The sequence below is a fragment of the Saccharibacillus sp. WB 17 genome (assembly GCF_008634075.2).
In the GTDB taxonomy this organism is placed as follows: Bacteria; Bacillota; Bacilli; order Paenibacillales; family Paenibacillaceae; genus Saccharibacillus; species Saccharibacillus brassicae.
The window spans coordinates 30,878-52,328 of the sequence record NZ_VPFK02000023.1 but is presented as its reverse complement, the minus strand read 5'-3'; the positions used below and the strand labels follow the sequence as shown (position 1 = coordinate 52,328).

Annotated in this window: 19 protein-coding genes and 1 pseudogene; 13 read left to right on the top strand and 7 right to left on the bottom strand. The window is 60.4% G+C overall.

Going from position 1 to position 21,451, the window contains the following annotated elements; all coding sequences use genetic code 11:
* Positions 1–68: 68 nt before the first annotated feature.
* From FTE24_RS11765 to FTE24_RS11755, 3 genes are all read right to left on the bottom strand, one after another.
* On the bottom strand, positions 69–1,094 hold the full coding sequence (locus FTE24_RS11765) for a LacI family DNA-binding transcriptional regulator (RefSeq protein ID WP_141448254.1): 1,026 nt from the start codon (positions 1,092–1,094) through the stop codon (positions 69–71).
* A gap of 232 nt (positions 1,095–1,326) precedes the next feature.
* Positions 1,327–2,781, bottom strand: a complete 1,455-nt coding sequence (locus FTE24_RS11760; protein ID WP_160441735.1) for a sensor domain-containing diguanylate cyclase — start codon at positions 2,779–2,781, stop codon at positions 1,327–1,329.
* A 408-nt stretch (positions 2,782–3,189) separates the two neighbouring features.
* The gene (locus FTE24_RS11755; protein ID WP_150234626.1) at positions 3,190–4,323 is read right to left on the bottom strand and encodes an NADH-dependent flavin oxidoreductase; all 1,134 of its coding nucleotides are present in this window, start codon (positions 4,321–4,323) and stop codon (positions 3,190–3,192) included.
* A gap of 545 nt (positions 4,324–4,868) precedes the next feature.
* Here FTE24_RS11755 and FTE24_RS11750 point away from each other — a divergent pair.
* Positions 4,869–6,214, top strand: a pseudogene (locus FTE24_RS11750) (amino acid ABC transporter substrate-binding protein/permease).
* Positions 6,207–6,935, top strand: a complete 729-nt coding sequence (locus FTE24_RS11745; protein WP_141448258.1) for an amino acid ABC transporter ATP-binding protein — start codon at positions 6,207–6,209, stop codon at positions 6,933–6,935. Before FTE24_RS11750 ends, FTE24_RS11745 begins: the two are co-directional and overlap by 8 nt.
* 150 nt (positions 6,936–7,085) lie before the next feature.
* Here FTE24_RS11745 and FTE24_RS11740 read toward each other — a convergent pair whose 3' ends face one another.
* Positions 7,086–7,808: a serine/threonine protein kinase gene (locus FTE24_RS11740; RefSeq protein ID WP_150234628.1), complete on the bottom strand. Its 723-nt coding sequence runs from the start codon at positions 7,806–7,808 to the stop codon at positions 7,086–7,088.
* Between the two features lie 179 nt (positions 7,809–7,987).
* On the opposite strand from FTE24_RS11740, the gene FTE24_RS11735 reads away from it, so the two are divergent.
* The gene (locus FTE24_RS11735; RefSeq protein ID WP_150234631.1) at positions 7,988–8,494 is read left to right on the top strand and encodes a GNAT family N-acetyltransferase; all 507 of its coding nucleotides are present in this window, start codon (positions 7,988–7,990) and stop codon (positions 8,492–8,494) included.
* A 107-nt stretch (positions 8,495–8,601) separates the two neighbouring features.
* On the opposite strand, the gene FTE24_RS11730 is transcribed toward FTE24_RS11735, so the two are convergent.
* Together FTE24_RS11730 and FTE24_RS11725 are read right to left on the bottom strand one after the other, a co-directional pair.
* Positions 8,602–10,374: a glycoside hydrolase family 13 protein gene (locus FTE24_RS11730; RefSeq protein ID WP_150234633.1), complete on the bottom strand. Its 1,773-nt coding sequence runs from the start codon at positions 10,372–10,374 to the stop codon at positions 8,602–8,604.
* 207 nt (positions 10,375–10,581) lie between these two features.
* Positions 10,582–10,965 (bottom strand): hypothetical protein, encoded by a 384-nt coding sequence (locus FTE24_RS11725; RefSeq protein ID WP_150234635.1) that lies wholly within the window; start codon positions 10,963–10,965, stop codon positions 10,582–10,584.
* 268 nt (positions 10,966–11,233) lie between these two features.
* On the opposite strand from FTE24_RS11725, the gene FTE24_RS11720 reads away from it, so the two are divergent.
* The 6 genes from FTE24_RS11720 (at position 11,234) to FTE24_RS11695 (ending at position 17,493) form a co-directional block, all read left to right on the top strand.
* The gene (locus FTE24_RS11720; RefSeq protein WP_150234637.1) at positions 11,234–11,911 is read left to right on the top strand and encodes a winged helix-turn-helix domain-containing protein; all 678 of its coding nucleotides are present in this window, start codon (positions 11,234–11,236) and stop codon (positions 11,909–11,911) included.
* Between the two features lie 20 nt (positions 11,912–11,931).
* Positions 11,932–13,443 (top strand): sensor histidine kinase, encoded by a 1,512-nt coding sequence (locus FTE24_RS11715; RefSeq protein ID WP_160441734.1) that lies wholly within the window; start codon positions 11,932–11,934, stop codon positions 13,441–13,443.
* Positions 13,444–13,839: 396 nt separating this feature from the next.
* Positions 13,840–14,736 carry an ABC transporter ATP-binding protein gene (locus tag FTE24_RS11710; protein WP_150234641.1) on the top strand — a complete coding sequence of 299 codons (897 nt, stop codon included), beginning with the start codon at positions 13,840–13,842 and terminating at the stop codon, positions 14,734–14,736.
* Positions 14,733–16,028, top strand: a complete 1,296-nt coding sequence (locus FTE24_RS11705; protein ID WP_150234643.1) for an ABC transporter permease — start codon at positions 14,733–14,735, stop codon at positions 16,026–16,028. Before FTE24_RS11710 ends, FTE24_RS11705 begins: the two co-directional genes overlap by 4 nt.
* 123 nt (positions 16,029–16,151) lie before the next feature.
* On the top strand, positions 16,152–17,297 hold the full coding sequence (locus FTE24_RS11700) for a site-2 protease family protein (RefSeq protein WP_150234646.1): 1,146 nt from the start codon (positions 16,152–16,154) through the stop codon (positions 17,295–17,297).
* 1 nt (position 17,298) lies between these two features.
* Positions 17,299–17,493: a DUF4177 domain-containing protein gene (locus FTE24_RS11695; RefSeq protein ID WP_141448281.1), complete on the top strand. Its 195-nt coding sequence runs from the start codon at positions 17,299–17,301 to the stop codon at positions 17,491–17,493.
* 14 nt (positions 17,494–17,507) lie between these two features.
* On the opposite strand, the gene FTE24_RS11690 is transcribed toward FTE24_RS11695, so the two are convergent.
* Positions 17,508–17,864 (bottom strand): MerR family transcriptional regulator, encoded by a 357-nt coding sequence (locus tag FTE24_RS11690; RefSeq protein ID WP_150234649.1) that lies wholly within the window; start codon positions 17,862–17,864, stop codon positions 17,508–17,510.
* Positions 17,865–17,978: 114 nt separating this feature from the next.
* On the opposite strand from FTE24_RS11690, the gene FTE24_RS11685 reads away from it, so the two are divergent.
* The 4 genes from FTE24_RS11685 to FTE24_RS11670 all read left to right on the top strand — a co-directional run bounded on the left by FTE24_RS11685 (position 17,979) and on the right by FTE24_RS11670 (position 21,425).
* Positions 17,979–18,752: an SDR family NAD(P)-dependent oxidoreductase gene (locus tag FTE24_RS11685; protein ID WP_150234651.1), complete on the top strand. Its 774-nt coding sequence runs from the start codon at positions 17,979–17,981 to the stop codon at positions 18,750–18,752.
* A 231-nt stretch (positions 18,753–18,983) separates the two neighbouring features.
* Positions 18,984–19,970, top strand: a complete 987-nt coding sequence (locus FTE24_RS11680; RefSeq protein WP_150234653.1) for an ABC transporter ATP-binding protein — start codon at positions 18,984–18,986, stop codon at positions 19,968–19,970.
* On the top strand, positions 19,967–20,683 hold the full coding sequence (locus FTE24_RS11675; RefSeq protein ID WP_150234655.1) for an ABC transporter permease: 717 nt from the start codon (positions 19,967–19,969) through the stop codon (positions 20,681–20,683). The genes FTE24_RS11680 and FTE24_RS11675 overlap by 4 nt, the downstream gene beginning before the upstream one ends.
* A gap of 1 nt (position 20,684) precedes the next feature.
* A complete protein-coding gene (locus FTE24_RS11670; RefSeq protein ID WP_150234657.1) occupies positions 20,685–21,425 on the top strand; it encodes an ABC transporter permease in 741 nt (246 codons plus the stop codon).
* The last annotated feature ends 26 nt before the right edge of the window (positions 21,426–21,451 follow it).

Sequence of the window (21,451 nt, the reverse complement as noted above, 5' to 3'; positions counted from 1 at the left end):
AACGGCCCGGCTTTTTGTGCAAACGTTTGAACTGCGCGGCAGGGAAAGGCGTCGCAGAGCCGCGAACCTCAGTCGGCGCGGCCCGAGGACTGCCGAACGATCAGTCGGTGCGGCACGATCTGCCGCTTGGGCGCCTGTTCGTCCGCAGCCGGCTGCACGGCCGCGATCAGGCTGCCGGAAGCGGCGCGGCCCAGCTCGTAGATGCCGATATCGACGCTGCTGATCGGCGGGTTCGCAAGCTCCGCGAGCGCCAGGTTGTTGAAGCTGACGAGGCTTAGATCCTGCGGCACGCGCAGGTTCAGCTCCGGCAGACCGCGCAGCACGCCGAGTGCCACGAAGTCGTCGACGACGAGCAGCGCGCTCGGGCGCTCGTCCAGGCGCATGAGCAGCGACATGGCACGCACGCCGCTGTCCTGCAGAAATTCGCCTTCGACGATCCATTCGCCCCGCACCGGAAGGCCCGCTTCCGCAAGCGCCCGGCGATAGCCTTCCAGCCGGTCGGCGGACACGACGAGTTCCGGCGGGCCGCCGACGAAGCCGATCCGCGTATGGCCGAGCGCGATCAGGTGGTTCGCCGCGTCGTAAGCGGCGCGGACGTTGTCGGTATCGACCGAGCGGACGTCCGGATACTGCGGGCTGCGTCCGACGAGCACGAACGGGAAGTCCCGTTCGCGCAGAAATTCCACGACCGGGTCGTCGCGCCGGGAATACAGCAGGATGACGCCGTCGACGCGCCGGCCGTTGACCAGGCGCGCGACCGCTTCGATCTCTTCGGTGGCGCTTGCGCCCGGGCTGATCAGTACGTCATACCCGTCATGGGCCGCCTGGGCGACGATGCCGCGGATCAACTCCATGAAAAACAAATTCAGGAACAGCTCTTCCGCCGGCTTGGGCAGCACGACGCACAGGCTGCGGGTCGTGCGGGAGACGAGGCTTTTGGCCATCAGGTTCGGATGGTAGCCCATCTCCTGCATGATCTCGCGCACTTTGCGGGCCGTGGCGGCGCTGATGCGCGGATGATTGGAGAGTACCCGGGACACGGTGGAAGGCGAGACGCCGGCCTCTCGGGCGACGTCCTTGATAGTGACGGGCAAACGGGCCCCTCCTTTTTCGATGACGTAGGGCTGCGCTTCTCCGCTTGGGAAGGCGCTCTCTTTCGTCTTCATATTAGTTCAAACCGATAAGCTTGTAAACGAAACCTTTTTGGCTGTGAACGCGAGCATGCGGCCAAAAGAGCCCGGCTCGGGAACAACGCCGACGCAAAAAGCCCGCGCACGCCCGGATAGGGCGGCGCGGGCCGCGGTCTAGCGCAGAAACAGGGGAGCTTCAGGAGAAAGGACGCCTGGGACGCCCCGATCTGGCGAATACGAACCGGCTTCGTCCTTCGGCTTTGGCCTGGTAGAGCGCTTCGTCGGCGCGGCCGATCAGGTCGTGCGCGCTCGTGTTCTCGCCGGGGTACAGCGTGCAGCCTCCGATGCTGATCGTGATCTGGTCGGAGACGCCCGAGTAGCGGTGCGGGATCGAGAGCGAACGCACGCTTTCGAGCATCAGTTCGGCGATCTGCCGCGCTTCCTGCTCGCTGTGGCCCGGCAGGATGATCGCGAACTCTTCGCCGCCGTAGCGGGCGGTGAAGCCGAAATGGGCCAGCGCTTCGGATTCGAGCTTGGGCGCGACGCTGCGCAGCACCATGTCTCCGCCGAGGTGGCCGTAATTGTCGTTGTACGCTTTGAAAAAGTCGATATCGATCATGAGCAGCGACAAATGTTCTTTTTGCCGCTGGGGAGCATTCAGTTCCTGCCGCAGCACTTCGTCGAACTTGCGCCGGTTGGCGATACGGGTGAGGGCGTCGATGCCGGCCAGTTCTTTGAGCTGTTCGTTCGCTTCCACCAGGGCGCACTTGGATTCTTCGAGTTCTTCATGCTGTCGGGTGAGACGAAGGAACAGCTTGTTGACCTCGCTGACGATCGCCAGCAGCACGACGGTGGACGCGATCAGGGAATCGATGCGCGATCCGTACCAGCCCAGCGTGTAGCGCTCGCCGGCCGCAAGGCTCAGCGTGATGCCCAGCAGAAAAGCCAGCACGGCGACGCTCAGCCAGACGCGCAGCACGCCGCGTTCCTTGTACGGGAACACCGAGAAGACGAAAGCGAGCGCGCACAATGTCCAGACGACCGGACCGATGCCGGAATCGATCAGCCTGCGGTAGCTGCCGTCTTCGACCAGTACGGGCAGCAGTCCCTGTCCGGCGGTCGCGAGCACCAGCAGCAGGGCGACGAGAGCCAGCACGGTGGCTGTTGCGGCCAGCAAATAACGCGGCAGCAGGCGCATCGGGAGAACCGGCAGCTTCGCGCGCAGCGACCAGAAAAAAGCGAGAATGCCGATCGGGAACAGCATATGCCAGAATCCCCAGAGCCACGAAGCGGTCTGCGGTCCCGAAGCGAGCAAGCCGGAAGCCGGCAGCATATCGGTCAGCGCAAGCAGATAACACAAACTGAGCAGGCCGGTGAGCAGGAACGTGCAGGCCAGCAGCAGCAGCGGCACGATCCGCGACACGCGGAACTGGTTGAACAGGATGAAAGCCGTCAAAATATCGCCCATGATTCCCCACGCGCTGAGCACCGGGAAAAACGAGGCCAGAACGGGCAGGCGCAGTTTCGCAAAAAAGAGCGCTACCAGGGTAAGGGAAACCATGATCAGCGACAGCGCGAGCGCAATCCGCCGCTGACGCGGACTGATATGGAAAAGCTGATCCTGCGAATCCCTGTAAAATAAAATGTTCAAGAAGAGCCTTCCTTTCCCGAAATAAGCGTGGACCGCGCAAAAAAACGGTCTTTGGCGCATGGATGTCCTGATGATGTTAAAGGTACGGGATTTTTTCATCGGGAGCAATGAGAAAAAGGGACGAATATGAAGGGATGTCGCAAAATGATTCCCAAAATTTGTAGGAATAGCGGCAGAAACGGCCGCCTTTCGCCAACAAAAGTCGAAAAAACCAAGCAAACAACCGGAACGTCGCCGCCTCGAAACCGAAAAAAAAGAACCCCGTTCCCGCCAGGCGGCGGAAACGAGGTTCGTGATCAGTCTGGCTATATGGAAGCGCCGGCACGCGGCGTAAACGATTGTCGGTTCGAGAATCTCGAACCGCACGCTCTTTGTTCGCCTCTGGGAAATGCCGCCGTTATTGTTCGGTTACTCGGCCGTTTCGGCTTCGACGACCGGGAACCAGCCCGGCAGGCCGATGATCATGCCCCACAGATTGTCCGGCACGACCAGGCGGTCCTGATCGGCGGCAGTCAGCGTCAACGCGATGTCGGCTTCCTGGCCGGCTTCGACTTTTTGTACCCAATCCGGTTCCACGATCAGTTCGCGTCCGAGCGCGACCATGGCCGCGCCGAGCTCGATCGCTTCGACGGCCTGCTCCGGCGTATGGATCGAACCGACGCCGATGACCGGCGTGCCGGCTGCGGCTTCGACGATCTGTTCCAGACGCGTCCGGTTCAGGTCGCCGCCGCGGCGCGGCTTGGAGTTGTATTCCATCAGCGATACGTGCAGGTAGCTGAGGTGTTTGCCGCCCAGCGCTTTGAGCAGCGCGAACGTGTGGTCCATCGTCAAGCCGGCTTCTTCCGGCTCTTCCGGCGAGAAGCGGTAGCCGATGATGAAAGGTTCTTTAGTTGCGGCTGCGGCCGCGCGCTGCACTTCGTCGACGACGGCCAGCGGGAACGTCAGGCGGGCTTCGACGCTGCCGCCCCATTTGTCTTCGCGGCGGTTGGACCAGCCGGAGAAGAACTGCTGGATCAGGTAGCCGTTGGCGCCGTGGATCTCCACGCCGTCGAAGCCTGCGCGGATCGCAAGCTCGGTCGCGCGGCCGAAGTCCAGCACGATCGATTCGATCTCTTCATGCGTCAGTTCGCGGGACATCGAACCGTCTTTCAGTTCGATCGCGCTCGGGCCGACGACGTCGCCTTCAGGCACGAGGGCGCGCGGTCCTTGAATACCGGCATGGAAAATTTGCAGGACGGATTTGGCTCCGCCTTTTTTGAGCGTCGAAGCGAGCTGGGTCAGGCCCGGCAGGTTCGATTCGCCGAAAGCGGCGAATTGGTTCTGGAAGCCGATACCGCCCGGCATAACATGGGCAACCGCGGTTACGGCCAGTCCCAGCTTGTTGATGCGGCGCTCGTAGTAGCTCAGCTCGGCGTCGGACACGCTCAGGTCCGGGTTGGACGAAGAGTGCGTCATCGGGGCGAGCACGATACGGTTTTGCAGTTTGATGCCGTCGTGCAGTTCCACGCTGTCGAACAGCTTGGCGAATTTGGCGTTGGTCATAGGGGAAGTTCCTCCTCATAGTCGATGATGCACGTTTATTAAAAACACATAAGTATATTATAGTAAGAAGATAAGCGTATTTCAACGTTTCGGAGAAAAATATTTTTTATTATTTAATCGTGTAAAATTTAAATAAAAATAAAGCGGTTTTTCGTTCTTGAGAAGCGTCCGCGTTTCCAGTTGAGCCAACCTTTCCCTTCGAAAATCGTTCACGATCGTCCACCAACCGTTCAAGAGCAGGGCCGAAAGGTTTTCCGTGTAATATCGGCTTCTTTTCTTGTTCGGATTTCCTTTTTAAAAAGAAGACGGTCGAACGACCTCATCATTCCGGCAAAAAACGGGTAAAAGCAGGCAGGATGTTTTACGGAACGAGCGATTTGGGTATCCAACTTACATAGCTTGTCACTTTGTACGATGCTTCGGGATCATGAAGCTTTTTTATGTGATTCATTAAAATTTTTAATGCTCAGGCATGGTCAAGGGTTAATAGGTCATGTAAAATGAATTAAAAATTCAAAAGCCGCGTACAGCGACTGGAGGAACCTATGCGTATACAGAAAAAAGTGACGGGGTTTTTGGTTTTATTGGTATTCTTTTTCTCATTCATGGGAAGTTTGGTGCCGTCGGCCCAGGCCGCGGAAGCGAACAAAACGTACACCATCGCGACGGATACGACTTTTCCGCCGTTCGAGTATCAAGACGCAAGCGGCAATTACGTAGGGATCGACCTGGATTTGCTTAAAGCGATCGCCGAGGATCAGGGCTTCAAGTACCGCCTGCAGCCTCTTGGGTTCAACGCGGCGGTTCAGGCGCTTCAGTCCGGCAACGTGGACGGCGTCATCGCCGGCATGAGCATCACGGACGAGCGCAAGCAGACGTTCGATTTCTCGGATTCGTATTTCGAATCGGGTCCGATCATGGGCGTCGATGCCAAGAACACGGCGATCATGTCCTATGAAGACCTGCGCGGACTGCGCGTAGCGGTCAAGACCGGTACGGAAGGCGCGACTTTCGCCGAATCGATCAAAGACCAGTACGGGTTCAGCATCGTGACGTTCGACGACTCGCCCCAACTGATCGAGGAAGTCAAAGCGGGCGGTTCGGCTGCCTACTTCGAAGACTATCCGGTCGTCGCTTACGGGATCGCCCAGGGCAACGGCATGAAGATGCCTCTGCCCAAAGAAAAAGGCGGTTCGTACGGCTTTGCCGTCAACAAAGGGCAAGATGCCGAACTGCTCAAGATGTTCAATACCGGATTGGCCAATCTCAAAGAGAGCGGCAAGTACAACGAGATCGTAGCCGGTTACCTGGGCGAGTCGTTTGCGTCCGAAGGCGGCGAAATCGAAATTGCCGCGACCGAGCAGATGAGCGGCTTCGAGTTGATCGGCGCTTCGATGCCCGCTTTCCTCAAAGGAATGGGGCTCACGCTGTATTACACGATCGTGTCGCTGTTCTTCGCCTTCATTNTCCGCAGGCACTCGGCTTCACGATGCCGATCTGGACAGCCGCGATTCTGGCCCTGTCGCTGAATGCGGGAGCTTACGTGACCGAGATCATTCGCGGCGGCATTCAGTCGATCGACAAAGGCCAGATGGAAGCGGCCCGTTCGCTCGGCGTGCCTTACCGCACCGCGATGCGCAAAATCATTATGCCGCAGGCGGTCAAAGTCATGATTCCGTCCTTCATCAATCAGATGGTAATCACGCTCAAAGACACGTCGATCATGTCCATTATCGGTCTGGTCGAACTGACCCAATCGGGTAAATTGGTCGTCGCGAGTACGTACCGGTCGTTCGAAGTCTGGTTGACCATCGGTATCATGTACCTGATCGTCATCACCATTCTTACGAAGATTGCGGATCGTCTCGAAAGGAGAGTAAGCCGTGGATAAGATCAAAGTGACCGGCCTCAAGAAAAGCTTTGGCAGCAACGAAGTGCTCAAAGGCATCGATATGGAAGTGCGCGAAGGCGAAGTGGTGTGTGTCATCGGCCCTTCCGGTTCCGGCAAAAGTACGTTCCTGCGCTGTCTCAACCTGTTGGAAGAGATCAACGGAGGCAAAGTGATCGTCGACGATCACGACCTCAGCGACAAAAGCTCGGATATTAACAAAATCCGTGAAAATATCGGTATGGTATTCCAGCATTTCAATCTGTTCCCGCATATGAGCGTCATGCAGAACATCATGTTCGCGCCGACCGAGCTCAAAAAGCAGAGCAAAGAAGAAGCGCGCAAACAGGCATTGACCCTGCTGGACCGCGTCGGCTTGTCCGACAAGGCGGACGCTTATCCGGCGTCTTTGTCCGGCGGACAGAAGCAGCGTGTGGCGATCGCCCGTGCGCTCGCGATGAACCCGGACGTCATGCTGTTCGACGAACCGACTTCCGCGCTTGACCCGGAAATGGTCGGCGAAGTGCTCGGCGTCATGCAGGATCTGGCGCGCGAAGGCATGACGATGGTCATCGTCACGCACGAAATGGGCTTTGCCCGCGAAGTGGGCAACCGCGTCATCTTCATGGACGGCGGCTACATCGTGGAAGAAGGCACGCCGGAAGAAGTGTTCGGCAATCCGAAGCACGAGCGGACGATCAGTTTTCTGGAGAAGGTGCTGTAACCGCCCGTCCGTCTTCCGCAGCCGTTCGGCTTATGCCAAAAAGGACGATCCGTTATCGGATCGTCCTTTTTTTGCGTGCGTGATTTGCTGTAGAGGCTGGAGGCTTCTTGGGCCTCGAAGCGGGCCGCCGTCGCCGGGCCGGGGCTGCCTTTATCCCGATTTCCGCGGCTTCACCTTGTACCGTTTGCCCTGCGGGTGCCGGCCGTCGAGACGGGACTTTTTGCGCAGGCGGCGGTAGAGGAAGCGGATCAGATTCATCGACCAGTCGGGCATCGGGAAAGCGCGTTTGGGCATGAGCGGCTTATATAGCTTGAAATACGCTTTTTTGAGGTCTTTCCACATGATGCACGGGCCTTCCTGCAAAAAGTCGGAGATGTCCACGACCAGGCCGCGGCCGTCTTTGAGCATGACGTTTTTGCCGTGCACGTCTTTGGGGTTGAGGCCGCGCGAGCGCGCGTAGTCCAGCGCTTTGTCGACGTCGCGGACCGCTTTCTCCGGAATTCGGGTACCGTCGCGCAGGCAGTTATAGAATGTCTTGCCTTCGAGCTTCTTGAGGACAAGGTAGCCATGTTCGCCGTACACGTCCGCCGCGTACAGCGTCGAATAAGCGGGGTGCTGCCCCAGCTTCTCGTATACGTCGCATTCTTCCTGCCAGCCGGGGCGGCCCGGCGCATAGATCTTGACCACTTTGCCGGGCAGCATCGGGTGTTCGAAGACGGCCGCGTAATTGCCCGCTCCAAGCACCGTCCAACCCGAAGGCGCATGGTGCACCACGACCGGATTAAAAGGATCGACGCTCTCCAGACGCACATCCGGCAGCAGGGTATCTTCAATCAGGCGGATCGAGGGTTCTTGCTCGCCGCTGTAGATCATAACGTTCACTCCTTGAAGGAAATGGCGATGACGCCCGCCTGCGCGTTTTTTCCTATCATAGTCCCCCGGACGGTCGGTGGCAACGGTCTTGAGACCGAGGAGACCGGGCCGCGAATGGATTTTTCGAAAAGCGTTTGGTAGATTAGAGAAGACACGACACAGACTAGGGGACTTGGCGAATGAACATCGAACATGTGGAGATCAGGAAAGCCCGAAGCGCCGACCGAGAACTGTTCGAACGGCTGTGGCAGTTGTATTTGTACGATTTTAGCGAATTTACCGGCATGAGCGTTCGCCCCGACGGGACGTATCCTTACTTCGCGGAGTTCGAGCTGTATTGGAAAAAGTGGGGCGGCAACTGCGCGTACCTCATTCTCGCGGACGGGCAAATTGCGGGCTTCGCGATGGTCCACGAATTTTGGGAGAACGAAGCGGCTTACCTGGCGCAGTTCTTCGTGATGCGCAAATACCGCCGCACGGGCGTCGGCAGCCGCGCTGCCCGGCTCGTGTTCGAGACGAAGGCCGGCCGCTGGGGGCTGCACCAACTGGCGAACAATATTCCGGCCCAGCGTTTCTGGGACCGGGTGATCTTCGATCTGACCGGCGCGCCTGCGCTGATCGAGCAGATGGAAGAACACCGGCGGTTCCAGCTGTTCGAGCTGAAGCCGGGCCGCGAACCGAATTGAACAAGCAAAAGACCCGGGCCGTTTCGGCGCCGGGTCTTTCGTTTGTTCCATGCCTAAACGTCGCGTTCGGGCATGACGCGGGCCGCCGGGGCCGCCCGCTCCGTTCGTTACTGCGCCCGCAGCACCGTATAACCGTAGGCCGGCAGTTCGATCGTCAGCTTGCCGCTGTTCGCGTCCAGGCTGCCTTCCGACTGCGACTCGGTATCGGCGCCGCCCGCGTACAGCACGCTCCACGCTGCGGCTTCGCTTGCGTCCACTTCAATGCTCTGCGCCGATTCGGACGCATTGAGAGCGACGACGAACGTGCCCGCGTCGTCCTGCCGGCGGTACGCGATCGCGCGGCCGCCTTCTTCGGCGTGCAGCACGTCGAAGCTGCCGGTGCGCAGCGCGCTGTGCTCCAGACGCAGGGCGATCATCTTGCGGTAGAACGCGTGCAGTTCCAGATCCTGCTTCGACGTCTCCCACTCCATGCATTTGCGGCAGTCCGGGTCCGCGCCGCCGTCGATACCGATCTCGCTGCCGTAGTAGACGCACGGCGTGCCGGGATACGTCATCTGAATGGCGACGGACAGTTTGAGCTTGTTTTTGTCTCCGCCGGCTACCGTCAGCATGCGCTCCGTGTCATGGCTGTCGAGCAGGTTGAACGCGGCCTGGCTGACCGGCAGCGGATAGCGCGCCAGCTGCGTCGCGAGCGAATGGGAGAATTTGAGCGCGTCTGTCTGACCGAGCGCAACGAAGTTCCGGACCGCGTACGTAAACGGATAGTTCATCGCGGAATCGAACTGGTCGCCCTGCAGCCACGGCGTCGCTTCATGCCACAGTTCGCCCAGAATGTACGCTTCCGGATTGGCTTCCTTGACGACGCTGCGGAATTCGCGCCAGAACTTGTGGTCCACTTCGTCCGCCACGTCGAGCCGCCAGCCGTCGAAGCCGATCTCGCCGATCCAGTAGCGGGCCGCTTCGAGCAGATACTTTTTGACTTCCGGGTGGCCCGTGTTGAACTTCGGCATGTTCGGCTCGAAGCTGAACGTCTCGTACGTCGGGATGCCGTCCTTGACGTCGATCGGGAATTCGCGGATGTGGAACCAGTCTTTGTACTGCGATTGCTCGCCTTTTTCCTTCACGTCGACGAACGGCTTGAACGTTTTGCCCGAATGGTTGAACACGGCGTCGAGCAGCACGCGGATGCCGCGGCCGTGGCATTCCGCGATCAGCTTCTTGAGCGTGTCAATATCGCCGAAATGCGGATCGAGCTGCATATAGTCTTCGGTATCGTATTTGTGGTTGCTCGGCGCTTTGAAGATCGGGGTAAAATAGATCGCGTTGACGCCGAGATCCGCGATGTAGTCCAGATGCTGGCGCACGCCTTCCAGGTCGCCGCCGAAGAAGCTGTCCACTTCCGGCTTGCCGCCCCACGGCTGCACGTTCTCCGGGTCGCGGGACTTGTCGCCGTTTGCGAAACGCTCGGGGAAGATCTGGTAAAAGACAGCGTTTTTGGCCCAGTCCGGCGTTTGCAAAATGTCTTCCGGATTGATGTAGGCGATCTCGTAGAAATCGTCGGACGTCTCGCGCTCCGTATGATGGAAGCCGTCTTCGTTCATCCAGACTTTTTCCGCGCCGTTTTCCAGCCGGAAACCGTATTTGAGGCGGCGATAAGGCGGCTTGATCTCGCATTCCCAATAATCGAACAGGGCGTCGGACGCGAATACGCGCATGGACTTCTCTTCGCGGGTGCGGTCCCACGCATATTTGTCTCCGCCGATCACGAATACGCGCTCCACGTCTTTTTTCTTCGTGCGAATCCGCAGGTGGATCGTCTCGTTGTCCACGGTATAGGCCCAGTTCAGCTTCGGCCGGTGCTCAATCGCTTCAAGCAGCATCGGTTTTCCCCCTTGAGTGTTGGAATGGTGGCGTTCGGTAAACCTTTTTCGGTCCTGGACCGACAAGATTGGTATACCCGCGAACGGGGAAGCGAGAAACAGACAAAAAGTGGGCAGCGGCAAAAACGGCCTTTTACCGGGGTTCTGCCCGGAAAAAGGCCGTTGATAAAAGTTGGGAAAAAGTTCCACGTGAAGCATCGTCTGCGGTCAGAGCGGCATCAGGTCGCGATTTTTGGCCGATTTGCGGCATTCTTTGCAGAGGCCGACAAGGCTGCCGTAATCGTCGACGTAGAAGCCGACCGGACCGTTTTTCTTATGGCAGCGGGAACACGCCTGAGACCGGGCTTCCGGGCTTTTGGGAACAAAAGCGCGAACTTCCCCGCCCGCGACCGAACGTTTGGGCTTGCGAAGATCCGCTTCGACGGGCTTGGCAGGAACGGACACGTTGTTGAGCTTGCGGCGGCGGGCGGCAGCGAGATCGACGATATTGCCGGAGGACCGGCGGCTGCGCGCGGAGCGCAGCAGCAGGCCGGTGACGCTGCCGGCGAGCAGGGCGGCTCCAAGCATCCAAAAGACGGCGACAGGAATCATGGCGGGTTCCCTCCTCAATGATGGATGGTCAGGCTATACGGGTCAGGGAAAAAGGCGGCAAAATGAAGCGGAAGGGGACGACCTAAACAATACTCTTCATTACCCCTGCGCAAGGCGGGCAGAAACGGGCTTTTTTGCCAAAAAACAGATTATGGAAAAAGCGCGAGTGTGCCTGAATACGCAAATGCTGGTATCATGGACGCAGGACGGGCACCGGCGGCGATAGGCGCGCGGCGGCCCGAGCGATTGAAGTGGGAGGACTTGAGAAGTGACCAAAAAAAAGGTGCTGTATATCGAAGACGAACGGCAGATCGGCGAATGGGTCGTGCGCAATCTGGAAGAACGGGGCTACGGCGTCGTCTGGCTCGAAAGCGGGGACGGGGCATCCGCCGCCGCGGGAGACTGCGACGCGGCGGTGCTGGACATCATGCTGCCCGGCCTGGACGGGTTCACGGTCGGCCAGCGGCTCAAGCGCGACCATCCGTCGCTGCCGGTCATGATGCTGTCGGCGCGGACGTCGATCGACGACAAACTTGAAGCGCTGCGTTTTGCCGACGATTATCTGACCAAGCCGTTTCATCCGGACGAATTGGCCGCCCGCATCGAAGTGATGCTGCGCCGCAGCGCGCCGGCCGAGCCGGAAGCGAGAGCGATCGGGCATCTGCTCGTGTACGAACGCGAGAGCCGGATCGTCGACGCGCAGAGCGGCGAAGAGATCGCGCTGACCGGCAAGCAGTTTCATATCTTCATGTATTTCCTGCGCCATATCGGCCAGATTCTGACGAAGGAACAGATCTACGAAGCGGTATGGGGCGAACCGTATCTCGACGGAGACAAGACGCTGATGGTCCATATCCGGTATTTGCGCGAGAAAATCGAAATCGATCCCGGCAGTCCGGCGATCGTCGAGACGGTCCGGGGCATCGGTTACCGGGTGAGAGGATGAAAAGGCGCCACCAATCGGGCATGAAATTCCGCGACTCGCTGATGGCCCGCTACCTGATGCTGATCGGGTTCGCCGTTTTCTTGCTGCCGATCATTCTTATCTTCGTCACGCTGCTCTATCTCGGCTATACGTATCTGATCTGGCAGCCCCGCGCGGCGGAGATCGATCCCAAGAAAAACGTATCGACCTGGGCTCTGGAGAGCGATTGGCACGAACTGGCCGCCGGGCTGGACGGAGCCGGCGCCGCCGAGATCGTCGAAGCGATGCGCAAATTCCGCGCCGCCAATCCGCTCGTGTCGGTCGTCGCGACGGACGGGCAAGGCCGGACGATTGTGACCGATCCGCCGCAGCCGGACATTCCCGAAGTGTGGACGCCCGGCTGGACAGCCGAGTTCATGAAGCGTTCGACGGGCGTTAACGCGCCCGATTTTACCGTGGTCGCTTTTGTCGGGGAGCAGGAAGACGGCCTGAGCGACGCACGGCAAGGCATACTGGCCGCCCGTGTCTCCCGGGAATGGACGGCTTCGTCCGTGCCCGACCAGAACGCCCGGCTGCCGCAGATCGTGGCGGTCTCGCTGTTCGTGCTGCTGCTCGTGCTGTTCGCGGTGCTGTCCTGGACGTTCTTCTACCGGATTCGCAGGCGGCTCGTCCGGCTGCAGGCCGCGATGACGTCCTACGACGGCGACGGCATGCCGATCCCGATCGGCCCCGATCCCCAGCATGACGAGATCGCGGCGCTCGGCGGCACGTTCGACGAGATGGTGTCGAAGCTGCGGGCGGGCCGCGAACGCGAACGCGAAGAAGAAGAACTGCGCAAGAAGCTGATCGCCAACCTGTCGCACGATCTGCGCACTCCGCTGACCGTCATTCGCAGCCATGCGTATTCGCTCGAAGCCGAGCCGCTTGGCGAACGCGGGCGCGAATCGCTGGCGCTGATGGAGCGCAAGCTGGACGATCTCGGCGGCTTGATCGACAATCTGCTGTCGTACACGCTGATCGCCGCCGGGCGCTATCCGATGCGGATGGAAGACGCGGACGTGCTGCGTATCGTGCGCACGGCCGCCGCGCAGTGGTATCCGGTGTTCGAGAAGGAAGGCATGGAAGTCGATGCCGACCTGCCGGACGAAGCGCTGGTCTGGCGCGTCGACCGGGAATGGTTTGTCCGCATTCTGGACAACCTGTTCCAGAACGCGGTGCGCCATGCGAAGGAAGGGCGCTATGTCGGCTTGGCGCTCGGCGCGGAAGGCCAAGGCGGGCGGCGCCCGCTGCTGGTGCGCGACAAAGGCCCGGGGCTGCCGGGGCCGGCGGGCGCGGGGAGCGAAGCCTCGGCCGAGATCAGCCGGCCGCTTGAATCGGAAGCGCCGCCGCGCCGCAACCCCGCCGAAGGAGCGGGGATCGGCTTGTCGATCGTGGAGCTGATGATCCGCGAGATGGGGATGGACTGGAGCATCGAGAGCGGCGCAGGCGGCACGGTGATCGCGATTTGGCCGCCCGGCGCGGCGGCGGGCGATTCGGCCCGGAGCGACGGCTGACGGAGTGCAGATCCGGATGGCGGAGCAGAGCGGACCACTTTTTTGCAGGCGCAGGCTGTGTCTTCGCTATACACAGTGTTTCGCCTCTATATACACACTTCCAAGCGCTTGGCGCGCCCGGTTCGATAACGGCGCCCAAGCGTTTTTTTGCGACGTCTACTGTCCGCAAGAACGTTGATGCGGCGCGGTTTGTGCCGCTTGACAAACCTGCCGTTTCTCTGGCGGGCTTGTTCTTTTTTCGCAAAAAGATTTGACAGCAGGAACGCCTCCGTAATATAGTGTGCATATAGACATACACAGTAATCACTGTACATACACACCCCGCCGCCGCAGCGCGAAACGAATCAGCGGCGAAACTTATCGAATCTATCGAACAGAATGAAGGGAGCGATCAAGATGACACTTTCGATCAAACATTTGGGCAAACGGTACGGGGACAAGGTCGTGGTAGACGACGTTTCGCTGACGGTGCGAGCCGGCGAAGCGTTCGGGCTGCTGGGAGGCAACGGCGCGGGCAAGACGACGACGATCCGTTCGGTGCTGGGACTGCTGGCGCACGAAGAAGGCGAAGTGCTCTGGAACGGCAGGCCGTTTCTGGCGAACCGCCCGAGCGTCGGCTACCTGCCGGAAGAACGCGGCTTGTATCCGAAGGAGACGGTGAGCGAACAGCTGGTGTACCTGGCCCGCCTCGAAGGCATGCGCAAGCAGGCGGCGCACCGGGCGCTGAGAAGTTGGCTGGAGCGTCTCGGTATCGCGGAGCACGAACACAAGCGGGTCGAGCAGCTGTCCAAGGGCAATCAGCAGAAAGTGCAGATCATCTCGGCGCTTATGCACGATCCCGAACTGGTCATTCTGGACGAACCGTTCAGCGGGCTCGATCCGGTCAATTCGGACATGCTGGCTTCGGTGGTCAAGGAACAGATTGCGTCGGGCAAAGCGCTCGTCTTTTGCAGCCATCAGATGATGCAGGTCGAGCAGTTTTGCGAAAATATCGCGATCATGAAGCAAGGACGCGTGCGGATCGGCGGCAAGCTGTCCGAGATCAAAAGCTCTTACGGACGCAGCCAGCTCGTTCTGCGCAGCGAGACCGATCTTGCGCCGCTGCTGGGCGGTGGAGGCTTTGCGGACGTGCGGCGCGACGCGCAGGAATGGACGGTCAAGGTCAGCGGCGAAGCGCAGGCGCACGAACTGATGCGTAAGCTCGGGGAAGCCGGAATTCCGCTGCTCAAATTCGAGATCAAGGAACCGACGCTGCACGAAATCTTCATTGAAAAGGTGGGAGAAGCGGTATGAGAGCATTCGGAATCGTATTCGGCTATTCGTTCAGGGAGCGCGTTCGTTCCCATTCGTTCAAATGGATGACGCTGCTGCTGGTGGCGCTGATCGCGGCGGTCGTCTTGATCCCGAGATTCCTCGGTGATCCGGCGCCGACGCAGGGCACGGTCGCGGTCATCAACGAGTCGCGGCTGGCGATTACGCAGGAGAGCCTTGGCAGCGCCGTCTCCCCGGCCTATGCCTGGGAACTGGCGCAGCCGGGCGAAAGCGCGGCCGAGACGGCCCGCCTGCAGGGCGAAGACCTCGCGGCGGTCGTGCGGATCGAGAACGGCGCCGATGCCGCGGCGGCCCCGCGCGTCACGCTGTCGGTGAACCGCCGGGAAGACGTCGATTTCGCGCAGAACCTCACTTCGTATATCGAGCGCCTGAACGCGAATGCCCGCATCGACGCACTGGGACTGACGACCGCCCAAGCCGCGGCGATTACCGCGCAGCCGGACTTCGCCTGGAACGAGATCGGCGGCGGCAGGTCGATGGCCGAGACGTACCTGCCGGTCTACGCGCTGATCGTGCTGCTCTTCTTCATGATCTACCTGTTCGCCGGCAACGTCGCGACTTCGGTATCGGTCGAGAAAGGCTCGCGCATTCAGGAGATCCTGATCACGAAAGTAAGTCCGGGCCAACTGCTCGCGGGCAAAATTACCGGCGTGGCGCTTGCCGGCATCCTGCAGTTCGCGATCATCTTCGGCTTCGGCGCGCTGATGGTCAACTTCGCGGGGACGGGAACCGGATTGTCGATAGGCAGCCTGTCGATCGACCTGTCGATCCTCGGCGGACAAACGCTGTTCGTCTCGGCGGCACTGTTCGTACTCGGTTACTTCTTCTACTCGACGCTGTTCGCGGCCGCCGGTTCGACCGTCAGCCGCAGCGAGGAATTGAACCAGGCGACCATGCCCGTCTCGATGCTTCTGATGGCCGGATTCATGGTCGCGATGATCTCGCTCGGCAATCCCGACGGAACGCTTGCGGTCGTCTCGTCGTACATTCCGTTCCTGACGCCGATGGTGCTGCTGGCCCGGGTCGGCGCCGGCGATCCGGCTCTGGCCGAAATCCTGCTGCCGCTCGCGATCCTCGCCGTCTCGACACTCGTCGTCGGCTGGGTATCCGCCCGAATCTACCGCGGCGGCGTGCTGCTGTACGGGCAGAAGCCTTCGCTGCTGACGCTGCTCAAGATGCTCGGTTCCCCGGCGGCGAAAACGTCGCGGTCGCAGGCCGCAGCCCCGGACGCCGACGCCGAAAAAGTCGCGTGACCCAGAAACGTCGGATAATCTGAAAACGTCATGTGACCTGCAAATGCTGAGTGACCCAGAAACGTCACGTAACCCGAAGCGCCGCCCAGGCGGCGTATCCCGAATCTCAAGGAGGAATCGTTCATGCTTAGAAAAGTCATGCCGCTGCTGCTCGGAGCCGCCGTCGGCCTGCTTGTCGGCTGGGGTGCGGTCCGCTTGTTCGAACAGGGAAGCGGGGAGATCGAAGCGATACGTGGCGCCGCCGGAGCTTTCGGCGCCTGGACGCCGGCCATCGTGCTGGCGGCTGCCGCCCTGATGGCCATGTTCGCGATCCTGCTGCACGAATTCGGCCATATCCTCGGCGCGCTTGCCGTGCGCAGCGTCGTAACGCGGCTGTACTGGGGACCGTTTATCGTGTTGTTCCCCGAGCGGCGCATCCGCTTTACGTTCCGGAACAAATGGTTCTTCGGCGCCATGCAGGCGGATCTTCAGCCGTATCGGGACGAAGCTTCGTTTCGCCAGGCCATTCGGGCGCAGCGCTTCGTCAGCGCGGCGGGGCCGGCGTTCAGCCTGCTCACCGGGCTTGCCGCTTACGTCTTCGCGCCGCAGCTGTGGAGCCTCGCCGGATTGTACGCGGTGCTCTCGATCGGAATCGGTCTGGCGACCCTGCTCAGCGACGGCGTCAACACGGTCCTGCTCGGGCGCCGCAATCACGCGCTGGTGCTCGGATGGACCGTGCTGATCCAGGGCAAGCGGATAGATGAAGACAAACTTGCGTTTTTGCAAACAGCCGCCCGGGCCTACCTGCGGGAACTGGCCGCAACGCCGCCCAAATCGGCCGGCGCGGGCCGCGAACTGAACGATCTGTACGTGCTGTATTACGTGAAGTGGATGGGCGGGCGCGAAGAAGAAGCCGGAGTCCGGCAGTTGACCGCAGAAGCGGAAGCGGCGTGGAACGAAGCGTCCGCCGCCAAGCTGCCGAAAGCGCGGCGCGACGCGCTGCTGATGGTGCTGGGCGAGGAAGTCGTCCGGCTTCAGGGGAAGAGGGAAGAGGAACAAGCGCAGGCTTTGTACGCGCGGCTTGAGCCGCATTCGGGCAGTTCGGGCAAGCCGTCGCCGCTGCTGCTCAAAGCGCGCGCCGTCGTGCAGCGGCAGGACGGTCCGGCCGCCGAATACTTGCGGTGGATCCGTTCGCTGAGCGGCGACGTCGCGTCGTACGGCGTGTTTCTGCGCATCGAAGAACAGCAGCTCCGCCGAGGCGGGCTGCTGAACAATGAAGGAGGAATCTGATATGTATGAATACAAATTCGTCAAAGTGGAACTCAGCAGCTTCAAACGGGACCCCAAAGAGCCCTACCACGACATCGTGCATCAGTATGCGGCGGAGGGCTGGAGATTGAATCAGATCTTCGCCCCGGCGATTTCGGGTTACGGTATCGCGACGTTCTACGAGCTGATCTTCGAACGGTTCGTGCCGGAAGCGTAAGTCTTCTTCCGCGCCTAAGCTTCGGCCAACGTGCGGTAGGACGCGATCTTGAACGTCAGCATCTCGTCCGCATCCTGAAGCGTCTGCATCTGCGCCCGAATGGAGCGCTGGTGCTCGGCCAGCAGGTTCAGGCGGTCGCCCGCCGTCTGTTCGCCTTCGATCACGAGGGAAGCGTACTTCTTGATCGAAGCGATCGGCATCCGCGTTTCCTTGAGCTTGATGACGAACTGCAGCCATTTGATATGCGATTCGTCGTACCTTCTGTCGCCTCCGGCATCCCGGAGCGGACGAACGATTTCTTCTTTTTCATAATACCGGAGCGTATGTGCGCTGATACCGAGCTGCTGCGCCGTTTCGCCGATCGTGTACATGTCCGAACCCTCCCTGGAAATTAAACTTGACTTAGAGTTAGCTCTAATCACTATAATCAACGCATAGCCCGATCGCAAGACCCAAATTCGATCGGAGCCCCAGGAGGAATATCCATGAAGTATACGGTCATTACCGGCGCCAGTTCGGGCATCGGGTACGAAGCGGCGCTGGCGTTCGCGGCCCGCGGCAAGAACCTGATTCTGGCGGCGCGCCGCACGGAAGAGTTGGAGCGGCTCAAAGCGCAGGTCGCGGAGATCGATGCCGGTCTCGACGTCGTGATCCGTACCGTGGACTTGTCCGTCTCGGCCAACGTGCACGAATTTTACGGGAGCCTGGCCGATTATTCGATCGAGACGTGGATCAACAACGCCGGTTTCGGCAATTTCGCGTCCGTCGGAGAGCAGCAGCTGCCCAAGATCGAGCAGATGATCCATCTCAATATCGAAGCGCTGACGATTCTGTCTTCTCTGTACGTACGCGATTATGCGGAACAAGAAGGCACGCAGATCCTCAACATTTCGTCCGGCGGCGGCTATACGATCGTGGCCGACGCGGTAACCTACTGCGCGACCAAGTTCTACGTCAGCGCTTTTACCGAAGGGCTCGCCCAGGAGTTAAAAGGCAAAAACCTGCCGATGCGCGCCAAAGTGCTCGCTCCCGCCGCGACGGAAACCGAATTCGCCAAACGTTCTTTTGACGTCGACGAATTCGAATATGCGGGCCGGGTCGCCAAGTTCCATACCGGAGCGCAGATGGCCGGCTTCCTGCTCGACCTGTACGACAGCGAGCAGACAGTCGGCATCGTGAACGGCGCGACGTACGATTTCGAACTGAAAGATCCGATCTACCCGTACGCCGGCCGAAGCCAGACCGGAAGCCGGGACTAAGCGTTCGGGAGCGAAAGTCTTCTATATGAAGCAAACGGTCGAAGCGAGAGATTGAAGCCAAACGAAGACGCGAAAAGACGGATCGAAAAGACAGATCAAAAACAGCCGCAGGCCCTTTTGAGGGGATGCGGCTGTTTGTTTTTTAAACGAAATTTAAACTTGGGCCCCTCCTTCCTTTAACCTGGCGTCTCTATCATAAGAAGCAACGATAACGAACAAGAGGTGAGGGACATGACAGAGATGATGATCGAGACCCGGAACTTGACCAAAAAATACCGGGGGACCCGGGCGGTGGAAGCGCTTAATCTGGCGATCCCGCAGGGCGAAATTTACGGCTTTCTCGGACCGAACGGAGCGGGCAAGACGACGACGATCCGCATGCTGCTCGGCCTGATCAAGCCCGACAGCGGCATCGTGCAGCTGTTCGGGCAGGACCTGAAGCGCGACCGGATCAAGATTTTGCGCCGCGTCGGTTCGCTCGTCGAGTATCCGTCGTATTACGGCCACCTGAACGCGGTCGAGAATCTGGAGACGCTCCGCCATATTCTGAACGTGCCGCGAAGCCGGATCGACGAAGTGCTCGGCACGGTCGGCCTGACCAAGGACGCCAAACGTGCCGTCAAAGGCTATTCGCTCGGCATGAAGCAGCGTCTGGGCATCGCGGCGGCGCTGCTCGGCAGCCCGGAGCTGCTCATTCTCGACGAGCCGACGAACGGGCTGGACCCGTCGGGCATTCTGGAAATTCGCGAGTTGATCAAAAAAATGCCGAAAGAGCAGGGCATTACGGTGCTCGTCTCCAGCCACCTGCTGAGCGAGATCGAGCAGATGGCAAGCAGCGTCGGCATCGTCAATCAGGGCCGCATGATTTTCCAGGACAGCATGCCGAACCTGCAGCGCAAAGCGGGCAGCGAGATCCATATCGCCTTGTCCGACGCGGAAGCGGGGATGATCACGGCGCGCGAGCAGGGCTGCTTCCCGCGTCTCGATCAGGGCAAGCTCGTGTTCAAGGGTATCGACAACGGGCAGATCGCCCGGCTCGTGTCCGCGCTGGTGGACGCCCGCCACAGCATCTACCGGGTGGAAGAGCGCCGCAAGTCGCTGGAAGACCTGTTCCTGACGATGACCGGCAGCGGAACTTCGGAAGCGGAAGTGTCCGAACTTCAGGCAGCCGCCGGTGCGCCGAGAGCGGCCGGCCTGCGCAAGGAGGCGGCGCAATGATCGGCAAACTGCTGAGAGCCGACCTGCTCAAGACGCGCCGGACCGGTATCTGGTGGGTCGTCCTGATCGGCCCCGTCGGCCTGGCGGCGATGCAGATGCTCAACTTCGGCCTGCGCTACGATTATCTCGTAGGGGACATCTACGCGGCCGATCCGTGGGCAGGCCTGCTGAACGAGACGGGCCTGTTCGTACCGATCGCGATCTATCTGGCGATGACGCTGCTGATGTCGATGATCGCGAACGTCGAGAACCGGCAGAACGCCTGGAAGCAGGTGCTGGCGCTGCCGGTGCGCCGCTCCGAAGTGTTCGCGGCGAAGTTTCTCTGCTGCATGGTGCAGCTGCTCGCGGCCTGCGTGCTGCTGGCCGGTTCGGTCGCGGCCGTCGGTCTGATCCTGAAGCTCGACGGACCGGTCCCGCTACTCGACCTGCTGAAGTTCGGCGTCTATCCGCTGCTCGCCGCGCTGCCGATGCTCGGCTTCATGCTCTGGATGACGCTGACCGTGCGCAATCAGGCGATTCCTATCTCGATCGGTATCGCCGCCTCGCTCGTCTCCGTGTTCGGCCTGGCGATGAGCGAAGCGGTTCCGATCGCCTGGCCGGCCGCCGTACTCAAAGGCCAGGAAGTGCCGCTGTTTATCGGGCTGGGCGTCGGCGTGTTCGCCGTGTTGTACCTGCTGGGCTCGATGCATTTCTCGAGAAAGGACGTGGCTTGATATGGCAACCTGGATTTCGGCGCTGCGCAGCGAACGGATCAAGCTCGGCCGCTCGCAGATCATGCTGCTGGCGATCATCGATCCGATTCTGTGTGCAGGGATCGGCCTGCTCTCAAGCGTCGATAACAATGCAGAGGGCTGGCTCGCCCTGCTGCTCGTCATGACGATGCTGCACGCGATGCTGCTGCTGCCGATGATGGCGGGGATCTTCTCGGCTTTTGTCTGCCGCTACGAACATGCGGGCGGAGGCTGGAAGCAGATCTTGTCGCTGCCCGTCTCGCGCAGCGCGCTGTACCTGTCCAAGCTGCTGGTCGTAGCGGGCGTGCTCGCGATCAGCCAGCTGCTGTTCTTCGCCGCGGTGCTGGGCGTCGGCCTGCTCAAAGGGTTCGATCTCTCGTACGTGCCGTGGGGCGAATTCGCCCAGCGGGCGGTGTTGGGCTTCGTGGCCTGCCTGCCGCTTGTCGCGCTGCAGCTGTTCGTGTCCACGATGTGGACCAGCTTCGCCGCTCCGCTCGTGCTGAACATGATGTTCACCGTGCCCAATATCCTGATCTCGAACTCGGCGACCTACGGCCCGTATTACCCGTGGGCGCAGCCGATGCTGGTCATGATGGAAGCGGGCGGCGGCTACGATTTCGGCGCGTTCGCGACGCCGACGCAAACGCTGCTGCTGACGATCGGAGGAAGTTTCGCGCTGTTTCTGGCTGTCGGGCTGGTCTATTTCAACCGCAAGCCGGTCTGAAGAAGAGCAGCGAACAGGCGGAGTAA